Here is a 13,267-nt window from a genome sequence, read left to right as displayed (position 1 = left end):
CCGGCGCGGCGCCTGCTTGAATCGGTCCATGGCAGAAGTCGAGGTGCTGCGGGTGTTCGTCGGTCCCGACGGGCGGGGCGGGAACCTGCTCGGGGTGGTGCGGGACGGCGCGTCCGTGCCCGGGGCACAGGCGCGGCAGCGACTGGCCGCGGAGCTCGGCTACAGCGAGACCGTGTTCGTCGACGACACCGAACGCGGCGTCGTCGACATCTGGACGCCGAGCGTGCGGCTGCCCTTCGCGGGCCATCCGACGGTGGGGACGGCGTGGCTGCTCGGCGCCGAGGTGCTGCGACCGCCGGCCGGCGAGGTGAAGGCCTGGACGGAGGGCGACCTCACCTGGGTACGCGGGCGCGCGGAGTGGGCGTCGGGACGTCGCACCCAGCGGTTCGGCTCACCCGCGGAGGTGGACGCGCTCCCCGCGCCGCCGCCCGGTGAGGGCTGGCTCTACGCGTGGGCCTGGGCCGACGAGGCGGCCGGGCGCGTCCGCGCGCGGGCCTTCCCGCGACGCGGCGACGGGATCGTCGAGGACGAGGCGACCGGTGCCGCCGCGCTGGTGCTCACCGCCGAACTCGGACGCCCGCTGGACGTCCGCCAGGGCGCGGCCTCGCAGATCCTGACCCGCCCCCACCCCGACGGCACCGTCGACATCGGCGGCCGGGTCTCCCCCGCCCCCTGACCCGCCGTCGATCCGGCACCGCCCCGGCGCACGGCGTCGTGGCTGCTGCCGCGGCGGACTTCGTCCGGTGGCCACCGTGGCCGGCGTGCCACGGTCGGCTCGCGGCACCAGGCAGTCGCCGCCTTGCGTCGCCCCGGCCGACTCGGACCCGCCGGCCGTCCGCCCTCGCCCGGGACGGCACATCGCACCCCCTTCCCCCATGCCGATCGCCGACAGGTCGCGCCCTGGCGGCACCAAGCCACTGCGGCCGCATCGGAAGTAACCGGCCGATGGCAACCGCCGCACGACACCGGACCGGCCGGTGGTGCCCGTGCCCGGCGGCCCCGGCGCCACGGCGGGCGTGTGCGGCCGCGCCGCGCGGGGCGCCCCGGGATTCGCGTACACCGTCCGGCGGGCGGCCGCCACGGGGGCGGCCACCGCGATCGCGAGCTCTTACGGGCCCTCTGACCTGCGGATTCGTGACGCCGCGGGCTCCGGATGCGGATCTTCGTCGGGGCGGTGATGCTGAGAGAAGTGCCACTGACGGCGAGGAGGACAGCGATGTCCATGTTCGACAAGATCAAGGCCAAGCTGAAGGGCCACGAGAGCCAGGCCCAGAAGGGCATCGACAAGGGCGGCGACATGCTGGACGACAAGACCGGCGGGAAGTACCAGCGCCAGGTCGACACCGCTCAGGACAAGATGGGCGACGAGTTCGGCACCGGCGGCACCGGCGAGGACCGTCCCCCGCACTCCTGACGCCGAAGGGCCGTCGCGCACCCGTGTGAAGGGCGGCGCGGCGGCCCTACGCTGGCCCGCATGCTGTGGACCGCGCACGACATCCCCGACCAGAGCGGCCGCACGGCCGTCGTCACCGGAGCGAACAGCGGCATCGGCTACTGCACCGCCCGCGAACTCGCCCGCAGGGGCGCGAGGGTGCTGCTCGCCTGCCGCAGCGAGGCACGCGGCAAGGAGGCCGTCGACCGACTGAAGGCCGAAGTGCCCGACGCCCGCGCCGGATACCGCCATCTCGACCTCGGGGACCTGTCCTCGGTGCGCGCCTTCGCCAGCGGGTACGACGGCGACGCCCTCGACCTGCTGGTCAACAACGCCGGTGTGATGGCGCTGCCTTACGGCACCACCGCCGACGGCTTCGAGACCCAGATGGGCGTGAACCACCTCGGCCACTTCGCCCTCACCGGGCTGCTGCTGCCGCGCCTGCTGGCCACGCCGGGCGCCCGGATCGTCTCCGTCTCCAGCGGCATGCACGCGATCGCCACCATCGACCCGGGCGACCTCAACAGCGAGCGCCGCTACCGCCGTTGGATCGCCTACGCCCGGTCCAAGAGCGCCAACCTGCTCTTCGTCCACGAGTTGTCCCGGCGGCTGGCGGCCGCGGGCTCCGGGACCGTCGCCGCGGCGGCGCACCCCGGCTACGCGAGCACCGCACTGCAGACCCGCGCGGCGCGCATGGAGAACCGCCGGACCGTCGAGCGGGTGATCGACCTCGGGAACCGGGTGATCGCCCAGTCCGCGGACGCCGGCGCGCTCCCGCTGCTGTACGCCGCCACGGCGCCCGGTGTGCTCCCCGACTCCTTCACCGGCCCCCGCTTCCTGGGGTGGCGCGGCTCCCCCGTTCCTTCCTGGCGGGCCCCGTGGGCGCGCGACGACCGGTCGGGCGAGCTGTTGTGGGCGGCTTCCGAGCAGCTCACGGGCGTCCGCTACGAGCTGCCCGCGGCGGGATGAACCGAGCGTCCCCGCGGCGTCTGCCATGACGGTGAATCCGGCAGACCGTGGCGGAGGGTTCACGCTGCGTTGGTGCCCGCGTCAGGGGGCGCGCCCTAGCCTTCCGGTGCGCGACCCGCCCGCGGCGTTGGGTCCGGGTGGGCCACCCGTCGTCCCTGGAGTGATCGTGGAACGTCGAACCTTCTTGCGCGGAGCGGTGGTCGGCAGCTCGGCGGCCGCCTTCGGCGGCACCCTGATGCGCGGGGCGGTCTACGCCGCACCCGCCCAGCCCGGTACCGGCCCCTACGGCGCGCTGCTGGCGCCCGACGCCAACGGCATCGCCCTGCCCGGTGGTTTCACCAGCCGTGTGATCGCCCGCTCCGGCCAGACCGTCGCGGGCACCTCGTACACCTGGCACAGCGCGCCCGACGGCGGCGCGTGCTTCGCCGACGGCACCGGCTGGATCTACGTCTCCAACTCGGAGGTCAACCCGAACGGCGGCGCGAGCGCGGTGCGGTTCAACTCCTCGGGCAACGTCACGGGCGCCTACCGGATCCTCTCCGGCACCCGGCAGAACTGCGCCGGCGGCAGTACGCCCTGGAACAGCTGGCTGTCCTGCGAGGAGGTCAGCCTCGGCTACGTCTACGAGACCGACCCCCGCGGCGTGGAATCGGCCGTCCGCCGCGCCGCCATGGGCCGGTTCAAGCACGAGGCGGCCGCCGCCGACCCCGTGCGCAAGGTGGTCTACCTGACCGAGGACGAGACCAACGGCTGCTTCTACCGGTTCATCCCGGCCACCTGGGGCGACCTGTCCGCCGGGACCCTGCAGGTGCTGGTCGCCGGCACCGCCGCCTCGGGCTCCTTCACCTGGGCGAACGTGCCCGACCCCGACGGCTCCCCGACCACCACCCGCAGCCAGGTCTCCGGCGCGAAGAAGTTCAACGGCGGCGAGGGCTGCCACTACGCCGACGACACCGTCTGGTTCACCACCAAGGGCGACAACCGCGTCTGGCGCCTCGACCTGGCCGCCGGCACCTACGCGCTGGCCTACGACGACTCCCTCGTCTCCGGCAGCGCCCCTCTGACGGGCGTGGACAACATCACCGGCTCCTCCTCGGGCGACCTCTACGTCGCCGAGGACGGCGGCAACATGGAGATCTGCCTGATCACCCCGGCCGACGTCGTCTCGCCGTTCCTGCGCGTCAGCGGCCAGTCCGGCTCCGAGATCACCGGTCCCGCCTTCTCCCCCGACGGCACCCGGCTGTACTTCTCCTCCCAGCGCGGCACGAGCGGCAGTTCGTCCGGCGGCATCACCTACGAGGTGCGCGGCCCGTTCCGCTCGTAACCGGGCGGAACGGAAGCGGGGGCGGCACCTTCGCACAAAGGTGCCGCCCCCGGTGAGGGTTGGAGATGGTCTTCCGGGCCGGGGTTACCGGCTGTCGCTGCCCCTGCTCAACGCCGCGGCCCGGCCCGCCTCCAGGCGCGCGACGGGGATGCGGAACGGGGAGCAGGAGACGTAGTCCAGTCCCACCTCGTGGAAGAAGTGGACGGACTCGGGGTCGCCGCCGTGCTCGCCGCACACGCCGAGCTTGAGGTCGGGCCGGGTGGCGCGGCCGGCCTCGACGGCGGAGCGGACGAGGGAGCCGACGCCGTCCTTGTCGATGGTCTCGAACGGGGAGACGCCGAAGATGCCCTTCTCCAGGTAGGCGGTGAAGAAGCTCGCCTCGACGTCGTCGCGGCTGAAGCCCCAGACCGTCTGGGTCAGGTCGTTGGTGCCGAAGGAGAAGAACTGGGCGGCCTCGGCGATCTGGGCGGCGGTCAGGGCGGCGCGGGGCAGCTCGATCATCGTGCCGAGGGTGAGACTGAGCTCGGTGCCCGTGGCGGCCTCGACCTCGGCGATGACGGCCTCGGCCTCGTCGCGGACGATCTCCAGCTCCTGGACGGTGCCCACCAGCGGGATCATGATCTCCGCCCGCGGGTCGCCCTTGGCGTTCCGCCGCTCGGCCGCCGCCTCGGCGATGGCCCGCACCTGCATGGCGAACAGGCCGGGGATGACGAGCCCCAGGCGCACGCCGCGCAGGCCCAGCATCGGGTTCTGCTCGTGGAGCTTGTGGACGGCCTGCAGCAGCCGCAGGTCGTTCTCGTTGGAGTCCTTGCGCGCCTCGGCGAGCGCGACGCGCACCGACAGCTCGGTGATGTCGGGCAGGAACTCGTGCAGCGGCGGGTCCAGCAGGCGCACGGTCACCGGCAGCCCGTCCATCGCCTCGAGGAGCTCGACGAAGTCGGACCTCTGCAGCGGCAGCAGCGCGGAGAGCGCCTTGTCGCGCTCGGAGTCGGTGTCGGCGAGGATCAGCCGTTCCACCAGCTCGCGGCGCTCGCCGAGGAACATGTGCTCGGTGCGGCACAGGCCGATGCCCTGGGCGCCGAAGCGGCGGGCGCGGGAGGCGTCCTCGGCGTTGTCGGCGTTGGCGCGTACCCGCAGCCGGCGGACCCGGTCCGCGTACGCCATGATCCGGTGCACCGCCCGCACCAGCTCGTCGGCGTCGTCGGCGCCGGCGTGCATACGGCCCTCGAAGTACTCCACGACCGGGGAGGGCACGACCGGCACCTTGCCGAGGTAGACCTTGCCGGAGGAGCCGTCGATGGAGATGACGTCGCCCTCCTCGACCACGACCCCGCCGGGGGCCGTCATCCGGCGGCGCTTGGTGTCGACCTCGAGCTCCTCGGCGCCGCACACACAGGTCTTGCCCATGCCGCGGGCGACGACGGCGGCGTGCGAGGTCTTGCCGCCGCGCGAGGTGAGGATGCCCTCGGCGGCGATCATGCCGTTGAGGTCGTCGGGGTTGGTCTCGCGGCGGATGAGGATGACCTTCTCGCCGGAGCGCGACCACTTCACCGCGGTGTACGAGTCGAAGACGGCCTTGCCGACCGCGGCGCCCGGCGAGGCGGCGATGCCCCAGCCGATCCGCTCGGCCTTCGCCTTCTCGTCGAAGCGGGGGAACATCAGCTGCGCCAGCTGCGCGCCGTTGACCCGCTGCAGCGCCTCGGCCTCGTCGATCAGGCCCTGGTCGACCAGCTGGGTCGCGATGCGGAAGGCGGCGGCAGCGGTGCGCTTGCCGACACGGGTCTGCAGCATCCACAGCTTGCCGCGCTCGATGGTGAACTCGATGTCGCACAGGTCCTTGTAGTGCGTCTCGAGGGTCTCCATGATCTGCATCAGCTGGTCGTAGGACGTCTTGTCCAGCTGCTCCAGCTCGGCGAGCGGCACGGTGTTGCGGATGCCCGCCACGACGTCCTCGCCCTGCGCGTTGCACAGGTAGTCGCCGTAGACGCCCTGGTGGCCGGTGGCCGGGTCGCGGGTGAAGGCGACGCCGGTGCCGGAGTCGGAGCCGAGGTTGCCGAAGACCATCGAGCAGATGTTGACGGCGGTGCCGAGGTCGCCGGGGATGCGTTCCTGGCGGCGGTAGAGCTTGGCCCGCTCGCCGTTCCACGAGTCGAAGACGGCGCGCACGGCCAGGTCCATCTGCTCGCGCGGGTCCTGCGGGAAGTCCCGTCCGGTCTCCTTGGCGACGACGGCCTTGAACTGCTCGACCAGGCCCCGCAGGTCGGCCGCGTCCAGGTCGAGGTCGTCGTGGGTGCCCTTGGCGCGCTTGGCGTCCTCCAGCGCGTCCTCGAAGAGCTCGCCGTCGACGCCCAGCACGGTCTTGCCGAACATCTGGATCAGGCGCCGGTAGGAGTCCCAGGCGAAGCGCTCGTTGCCGGCCTGCGCGGCCAGGCCCACGACCGAGGCGTCGGAGAGGCCGATGTTGAGGACCGTGTCCATCATGCCCGGCATGCTGAACTTCGCCCCGGAGCGGACGGAGACCAGCAGCGGGTCGTCCGCCTGCCCGAGCTTCTTGCCCATCCGCTGCTCCAGCGCGTCGAGGTGCGCACTCACCTCGTCGCGCAGCGCCGCGGGTTCGGCGCCAGACTCCAGGTAGACCTTGCAGGCCTCGGTGGTGATCGTGAAGCCCGGGGGGACGGGCAGACCGAGGTTGGTCATCTCGGCGAGGTTCGCGCCCTTGCCGCCGAGCAGGTCCTTGAGGTCCTTGTTGCCCTCAGTGAAGTCGTAGACGAACTTCTGGATTACTTGTTCTTCCGACACGGGACTCGCTCCTCGCGGCCGGGATGCCCTGACGGCGGGGAGCGTACCCATCTCGAAGGCGCTGCAGTACGTCAATCACCAGGTCACACGGTCGTAACCACCCATCCGCCGAGAGATCGAAAGTCGTGGCGCCCCTACGGGTGAACGACCGATGCGTTCAATCGTCGAACACATGCTCTCGCCACGTGATCGCCACACTCGGAGTCGGTCACTCCACGTGTCGGATGGCTTGAGCATGTGTCCACGACAACGATGGCACCCAGTGCCACGCATTGGAGAGATGTGATGACACTCGGGCCGCTCATCTGAGCGATACCCCTATCAGGCGTGGCGAGAATCACTCGCCCCGCGCGCGCTTCGTCTTACGGTCCGGACGTCGCCCGGGTCCGCGAAACGTCCTCAGCCGCCCGAAGTGTCCAGCTCGGCGTCGGCGCCGACGACCACCGAGCAGTCGTACGGGTCCTCCAGCCAGCCGTCCGGGAGCACCACGCGCTTGCTCCCGGCCGTCCGGCCGCGCGGCCCCTCGGCGCCATCCGGCCATTCCTGGTCGAGGTCGAGGTCGGCGAGGTGGGCGTCGAGCTCGGCGAGGGAGGAGGTCATCGCCAGTTTGCGGCGCATCTCCGAGCCCACCGAGAAGCCCTTGGTGTACCAGGCGACGTGCTTGCGGAAGTCGATGACACCGCGCTCCTCGTCGCCCAGCCACTCCCCCAGCAGCCCGGCGTGGCGCCGCATGACGCCGGCGACCTCGCGCAGCGTCGGGGCGGCCGGGGCGCCGCCGCCCTCGAAGGCGGCCACGAGGTCGCCGAAGAGCCAGGGGCGGCCGAGGCAGCCGCGGCCGACGACGACGCCGTCGCAGCCGGTCTCCCGCATCATCCGGACCGCGTCCGCGGCGCTCCAGATGTCGCCGTTGCCCAGCACCGGGATCTCCGGGACGTGCTCCTTGAGGCGGGCGATCGCCTCCCAGTCGGCCGTGCCCCCGTAGTGCTCGGCGGCCGTCCTGCCGTGCAGCGCGACGGCGGTGACGCCCTCCTCGACGGCGATCCGGCCGGCGTCCAGATAGGTGGTGTGGTCGTCGTCGATGCCCTTGCGCATCTTGATCGTGACGGGCAGGTCGCCCGCGTTGCCGACCGCCTCGCGCAGGATCGAGCGGAGGAGGTTGCGCTTGTAGGGCAGGGCCGAGCCGCCGCCCTTGCGGGTCACCTTGGGGACCGGGCAGCCGAAGTTCAGGTCGATGTGGTCGGCGAGGTCCTCGTCGACGATCATCCGGACCGCCTTGCCGACGGTGACCGGGTCGACCCCGTACAACTGGATCGAGCGCGGCTTCTCGCTGCCGTCGAAGTGGATCAGCTGCATGGTCTTGTCGTTGCGCTCGACGAGGGCCCGGGTGGTGATCATCTCCGAGACGAAGAGCCCCTTGCCGCCGGAGAAGTCACGGCACAGCGTGCGGAACGGCGCATTGGTGATCCCCGCCATCGGTGCCAGCACGACCGGGGGCCACACGGTGTGCGGGCCGATGCGGAGTGCGGGAGCGGTGGCGTCTGCAGTCATGCGGACCATTCTCCCGTATCACCGGGGCGAGGTTGGGTGTAGCGTGAAATGGTTACACACGTACAATCAATCCGGATCAAGGAGACCGAACAGCCGATGCCCGAGCTGAGCCGGGGCAGGCGCCTTCTGGTGCTGGCCATCTGCTGCATGAGCCTGTTGATCGTCAGCCTCGACAACACGATCCTCAACGTCGCGCTGCCCGCCATGCGCCGGGACCTGCACACCTCCATCTCCGGACTGCAGTGGACCATCGACGCCTACACGCTCGTGCTGGCCTCGCTGCTGATGCTCTCCGGCTCGACCGCCGACCGGATCGGCCGGCGCCGGATCTTCCGCACCGGCCTGGTGATCTTCACGGTGGCGTCCGCCCTGTGCAGCATCGCCCCCAGCCTGGAGTGGCTGGTGGTCTTCCGCATGCTGCAGGCGATCGGCGGTTCGATGCTCAACCCCGTCGCGATGTCGATCATCACCAACGTCTTCACCGATCCGCGCGAACGCGCGCGGGCGATCGGGGCGTGGGGCGGCGTCGTCGGCATCAGCATGGCCGCCGGGCCGATCATCGGCGGCGCGCTCGTGGAGACGGTCGGCTGGCGCTCGGTGTTCTGGATCAACCTGCCGATCGGGCTGCTCGCCCTGGTGCTCACCGCGCTGTACGTGCCCGAGTCCCGTGCCCCCCGGCCGCGCCGGATCGACCCGGTCGGTCAGCTGCTGGTCATCGCGCTGCTCGGCTCGCTGACCTACGCCATCATCGAGGCGCCCGCGGCGGGCTGGGGCTCCCCGGTCATCGTCGGCTGCCTCGCACTCGCCCTGTTCTCCGCGGCGTCCCTGGTCCCCTACGAACGGCGGCGCAGGGAACCGCTGATCGACCCGCGCTTCTTCCGCAGCGCGCCCTTCAGCGGGGCGACGGTGATAGCGGTGAGCGCCTTCGCCGCGCTCGCCGGCTTCCTCTTCCTCAACACCCTGTACCTGCAGGACGTGCGCGGCCTGTCCGCCCTGGACGCCGGTCTGCACCTGCTGCCGATGGCGGCCATGGCCCTGGTCTGCGCCCCGCTGTCCGGACGCATGGTCGGCAGCCGCGGGCCGCGGCTGCCGCTGCTGCTGGCGGGTGTGGCCACCACGGCGAGCGGCGTGATGTTCGCCGCGCTGGACGCGACCGCCTCGGACCCGAAGCTGTTCACCGCGTACGTCCTGTTCGGCATCGGCTTCGGCTTCGTCAACGCGCCGATCACCAACACCGCCGTCTCCGGCATGCCGCGGACCCAGGCGGGGGTCGCCGCGGCGGTGGCCTCGACCAGCCGGCAGGTCGGTCAGTCCCTGGGCGTGGCCGTCATGGGCGCCGCGCTCGCCGCCGGCCTCGACCTCACGGCGTGGTGGATCATCACCGGCTGCGGTGTGGCGATCCTGACGCTGGGCTGGCTGACCTCGGGCCGCTGGGCGGCGGCCACCGCCGAACGCGCCGCCGAGCGGCTCAGCGCGGACACCGCCCGCGAGCCGGTGGGCGCCCGGTGAGCGAGGCCACGGCCACCCGGGTCTGGCGCGACCTGCGCACCCTCGTCCTCGAGCGCAACGAACGCCGCCGCGAGGTCGCCGACGCCCTCGGCATGAGCTTCTTCCGGGTCAAGGCGCTGCGCCGGATCGCGGCGGACCCCGTGACCCCGGGCGACCTCGCCGCGGACCTCATGACGGACCGCCCGTACGTCACGCTCGTCGTCGACGACCTCGCCCGGCGGGGGCTGGTGGAGCGCACGCCGCACCCGCGGGACCGGCGCCGCAAGCTCCTGAGCGTCACGCCGGCAGGCGCCTCAGCCGCGGAGGAGGCCGACCGCATCCTCGGCACTCCCCCGCCGGGCCTGGTGGCCCTGGACCCGGAGGAACTCGCGGCGCTGGACCGGGTGGTGACCAAGCTGCTGGGGCCCGCGCCGGGGTGAGCGGGGAAAACCGGGGGCCGTTGTCGGTGCCCGGCGGTACCGTCACGAGCATGACGACGCAGAGCACCGAGCCCCGCGACGCCCGTTCCCGGGCCGCCCTGACGGAGCTGACCGCGCGCGGCGTCCGGCCGAGGTACCTGTTCTTCTGGGGCCACCGGCCGCAGCGCGACGGCAGCGTGGGCGCGGGCTGCCTGAGCCAGTGGTGGCCCTCGGAGTTCACCGTCGACGGCATCGGCTACGCCACGGCGGAGCACTGGATGATGGCCGGCAAGGCCCGGCTCTTCGACGACGACCGGACCCTCGCCGCAATCCTCGCCGCCCCGCACCCGCACGCCGCGAAGAAGCTGGGCCGCCAGGTGCGCGGCTTCGACAACGCGACCTGGGAGCGGCACCGCGAGGAACTGGTCGTCGAGGGCAACGTCGCCAAGTTCGGTCAGGACCCGGCCCTGCGCGACTACCTGCTGGGCACCGGCTCGCGCGTGCTGGTGGAGGCCAGCCCGTTGGACCGCATATGGGGCATCGGCCTCGCGGCCGACGACGACAGGGCCGCCGACCCCGCGCAGTGGCGCGGGCTGAACCTGCTGGGCTTCGCCCTCATGGAGACACGTCAGCGGCTGCTCACACCGGCATCGGCATGACGCTCGGCGCGGACGCGGCGATCTCGTACAGCCGGTCCAGCCGTTCGCGGGTGGCGGCGTCCGCCGGGGAGTAGGTCACCAGCCGCGGGCCCTGGCTGGGGCCGAGCCACAGGTGCGTGAAGTGGAAGGTCAGCAGACCGACCCGGGGGTTGAGGAAGCGCTTGGTGCGGTTCTCCGGTTCCTGCACCTCATGCCGCTCCCACAGCTCGCAGAACTCGGGGGAGGCCTGCTCCAGCCGCTTGACCAGAGACTTCCACGCGGGCTCCGCGAGGTGCTCGGCCATCGCCGCACGGTACTTGGCGACCAGCTGCCGGCTGGTCTCGTGCCAGTCGGGCAGGCCCTCGCGCCAGGCGGGGTCGGTGAAGGCCAGCCACATGATGTTGCGGTCCTCGAAGGGCAGTCTGTCGAGGTCGTCGACCAGCCGCGCGTAGGTGCGGTTGTGGGCGATGACGTCGGTGCGGCTGTTGAGGACCGCGGCCGGCAGCGGCTCCAGCTTCGCCAGCATCTCCCGGATCTGGTCGGACATCCCCGGGCACTGGGCGCGCGGGTTGGGGTCCGGCACCCCGGCGAGCAGGAAGAGGTGGGTGCGCTCGTTGGGGTCCAGCATCAGGGCCCGGGCGATGGAGTCGGCCACCTGCGCGGAGATCTGGATCTCCCGGGCCTGCTCCAGCCACGTGTACCAGGTGACACCGACGGCGGCCAGCTGCGCCACCTCCTCGCGGCGCAGCCCGGGGGTGCGGCGCCGGCGGCCGGGCGGGAGTCCGACCTGCTCGGGGGAGATCCGTTCACGGCGGCTGCGGAGGAAGGAAGCGAGCTCGCTCCGCGCTGCGGCGCTGGGAGACGTCATACCTCCAGGGTGCCTCACGTCCCAAACCATTGCCAGGTGGTCGCGATACCTGGATAAACGCTCTCTGGTACCCCCCTTGGAACAAGGTCATCGTGGCATACGTGACCGATCACAACGAATCCTCCGCCTCCGCCGGCCTCCGTTCCCGGGCCCAGGTGCGGCCCCGCGTCATCCGGGTCGGCGCCACCGGAACGGCACCGGCCGCGAGAACCGCGCCACCGGCCGCCGAGGCGCCGCCCGGCCCCGCGGCACCGCTGCTCAGCCCGCTGGGCCTGTTCACCGTGCTGCTGGGCGCGGCACTGCCGCTGATCGACTTCTTCATCGTCAACGTCGCCCTGCCCGCCATCGAGACCGACCTGCACGCCGGGGCGGCGCTGCTGGAGCTGGTCGTGGCCGGCTACGGCGTGGCGTACGCCGTGCTGCTGGTGCTCGGCGGCCGGCTCGGCGACTCCTTCGGCCGCCGCCGGCTCTTCCTCGCCGGCATGGCGGCCTTCGGCCTCACCTCGCTCGCCTGCGGCCTGGCGCCCGACGCGTGGGTGCTGGTGGGCGCCCGCGTCGCACAGGGCGCTTCGGCCGCGCTGATGCTGCCCCAAGTGCTGGCCACCATCCACTCCACGACCGCCGGGCACCGCAGGGCCAAGGCGCTGAGCCTGTACGGCGCGACCGCGGGCCTGTCCATGGTCGCGGGCCAGATCCTGGGCGGCGTCCTGGTCGCGGCGGACATCGCCGGCACCGGCTGGCGCGCGGTGTTCCTGGTCAACGTGCCGGTCGCGGCGGCCGGTCTGCTGCTCGCGCTGCGCTCGGTGCCGGAGACCCGTTCCGAGCGGCCCGCGCCGGTCGACCGGCCGGGCACCCTGCTGCTGGCGGTGTCGCTGGTGACCCTGCTGGCGCCGCTGACGGAGGGCCGTGCGGCCGGCTGGCCGGTGTGGACGTGGGTGTCGCTGGCCGTCTTCCCGTTCGCGGCCGTGGCCTTCTTCGTGGTCGAGCGGCGGGCCGACCGGGCCGGGCGGATCCCGCTCGTACCGCCGAGCCTGTTCGCCCTCACCGGGATGCGGCGGGCGCTGCCCCTGCTGGTGCCGTTCTCCATCGGCTTCGGCGGCTTCATGTTCGTGATCGCGGTCGCGCTGCAGCAGGGCCTGCGGTACGGGCCGGTGGAGGCGGGCACCACGCTCGTGCCGATGGCCGTGGCGTTCTTCCTGGCCTCGCTGGCCGGGCCGCATCTGGTGGGCCGGTACGGCGGGCGCGTGGTCACCGCGGGCGGAGTCCTGCAGGGCGCCGGCGTCGCGGTGCTGGCGCTGACCGTGGCCCGCAGCTGGGAACCCGGGATGACGGCGTGGGCGCTGCTGCCCGGTGTGGCGTTGGCCGGACTCGGCCAGGGGCTGCAACTGCCGGTGCTGTTCCGGCTGGTGCTCGCGGACGTACCGGGCGAGCGGGCCGGGGTGGGCAGCGGGGTCATGGTGACCACCCAGCAGTCGGCGCTGGCCCTGGGCGTGGCCACCCTCGGCACCCTCTTCCTCGCCCTGGTCCCCTCGCACGGGACCCGCGAGGCGCTGGTCACGGTACTGATCGTGCAGCTGGCGGCGGTGGTCGTGACGGCGCTGGCCAGTCTGCGGCTGCCGCGCCAGGTGGCCTGAGGGGCCGCCGGGCCGGGTTCCGGGCCGCCGGTCCGGGTCTCCGGTCCCGGAGAGGGAGGCGGAGAGGGAGGCGGAGGGGAAGTGACAGTTGCGCTGACAGATATTGAAATCTGTCAGCGCATGTGTCACTGTTGTCAGCATCCCCGCA

11 protein-coding genes are annotated in these 13,267 nt (G+C 72.5%); 8 read left to right on the top strand and 3 right to left on the bottom strand.

Translation table 11 applies throughout. The annotated features are described in order from the left end of the window. Nucleotides 1–28 precede the first annotated feature (28 nt). The 4 genes from CHF15_RS00265 to CHF15_RS00250 all read left to right on the top strand — a co-directional run bounded on the left by CHF15_RS00265 (nt 29) and on the right by CHF15_RS00250 (nt 3,725). Nucleotides 29–676, top strand: coding sequence for a PhzF family phenazine biosynthesis protein (locus tag CHF15_RS00265; protein WP_089221525.1), 648 nt, complete (start codon nt 29–31; stop codon nt 674–676). 540 nt (nt 677–1,216) lie between these two features. Next, nucleotides 1,217–1,414: an antitoxin gene (locus CHF15_RS00260; protein ID WP_089221524.1), complete on the top strand. Its 198-nt coding sequence runs from the start codon at nt 1,217–1,219 to the stop codon at nt 1,412–1,414. 60 nt (nt 1,415–1,474) lie between these two features. After that, nucleotides 1,475–2,401 carry an oxidoreductase gene (locus CHF15_RS00255; protein ID WP_089221523.1) on the top strand — a complete coding sequence of 309 codons (927 nt, stop codon included), beginning with the start codon at nt 1,475–1,477 and terminating at the stop codon, nt 2,399–2,401. A 166-nt stretch (nt 2,402–2,567) separates the two neighbouring features. Further along, nucleotides 2,568–3,725, top strand: coding sequence for an alkaline phosphatase PhoX (locus CHF15_RS00250; protein WP_089221522.1), 1,158 nt, complete (start codon nt 2,568–2,570; stop codon nt 3,723–3,725). 84 nt (nt 3,726–3,809) lie between these two features. Here CHF15_RS00250 and ppdK read toward each other — a convergent pair whose 3' ends face one another. Together ppdK and dusB are read right to left on the bottom strand one after the other, a co-directional pair. Beyond that, a complete protein-coding gene (gene ppdK / locus CHF15_RS00245; RefSeq protein ID WP_410169614.1) occupies nt 3,810–6,506 on the bottom strand; it encodes a pyruvate, phosphate dikinase in 2,697 nt (898 codons plus the stop codon). Nucleotides 6,507–6,923: 417 nt separating this feature from the next. Beyond that, nucleotides 6,924–8,072: a tRNA dihydrouridine synthase DusB gene (gene dusB, locus CHF15_RS00240; RefSeq protein WP_089221520.1), complete on the bottom strand. Its 1,149-nt coding sequence runs from the start codon at nt 8,070–8,072 to the stop codon at nt 6,924–6,926. 96 nt (nt 8,073–8,168) lie between these two features. On the opposite strand from dusB, the gene CHF15_RS00235 reads away from it, so the two are divergent. Genes CHF15_RS00235 through CHF15_RS00225 form a run of 3 tightly spaced genes read left to right on the top strand, consistent with a single transcriptional unit; the run spans nt 8,169 to nt 10,638 of the window. After that, entirely contained in the window at nt 8,169–9,581 is a 1,413-nt protein-coding gene (locus tag CHF15_RS00235; protein WP_089221519.1) for an MFS transporter, read from the top strand. Next, nucleotides 9,578–10,000, top strand: a complete 423-nt coding sequence (locus CHF15_RS00230) for a MarR family winged helix-turn-helix transcriptional regulator (protein ID WP_089221518.1) — start codon at nt 9,578–9,580, stop codon at nt 9,998–10,000. The genes CHF15_RS00235 and CHF15_RS00230 overlap by 4 nt, the downstream gene beginning before the upstream one ends. Nucleotides 10,001–10,050: 50 nt before the next feature. After that, nucleotides 10,051–10,638, top strand: a complete 588-nt coding sequence (locus tag CHF15_RS00225) for an NADAR family protein (protein WP_179279598.1) — start codon at nt 10,051–10,053, stop codon at nt 10,636–10,638. Here the strand turns inward: CHF15_RS00225 and CHF15_RS00220 are convergent. After that, nucleotides 10,619–11,485, bottom strand: coding sequence for a helix-turn-helix transcriptional regulator (locus CHF15_RS00220; protein ID WP_089221516.1), 867 nt, complete (start codon nt 11,483–11,485; stop codon nt 10,619–10,621). The two genes, CHF15_RS00225 and CHF15_RS00220, sit on opposite strands and share 20 nt — an antisense overlap. Before the next feature lie 155 nt (nt 11,486–11,640). Here CHF15_RS00220 and CHF15_RS00215 point away from each other — a divergent pair, with 155 nt between their 5' ends. Then, nucleotides 11,641–13,119, top strand: a complete 1,479-nt coding sequence (locus tag CHF15_RS00215) for an MFS transporter (RefSeq protein WP_378360739.1) — start codon at nt 11,641–11,643, stop codon at nt 13,117–13,119. The last annotated feature ends 148 nt before the right edge of the window (nt 13,120–13,267 follow it).

It is taken from the genome of Actinacidiphila glaucinigra, from assembly GCF_900188405.1.
Taxonomy (GTDB): Bacteria; Actinomycetota; Actinomycetes; order Streptomycetales; family Streptomycetaceae; genus Actinacidiphila; species Actinacidiphila glaucinigra.
The sequence above is the reverse complement of the archived record's forward strand: the minus strand, read 5'-3'. Positions and strand labels throughout refer to the sequence as shown.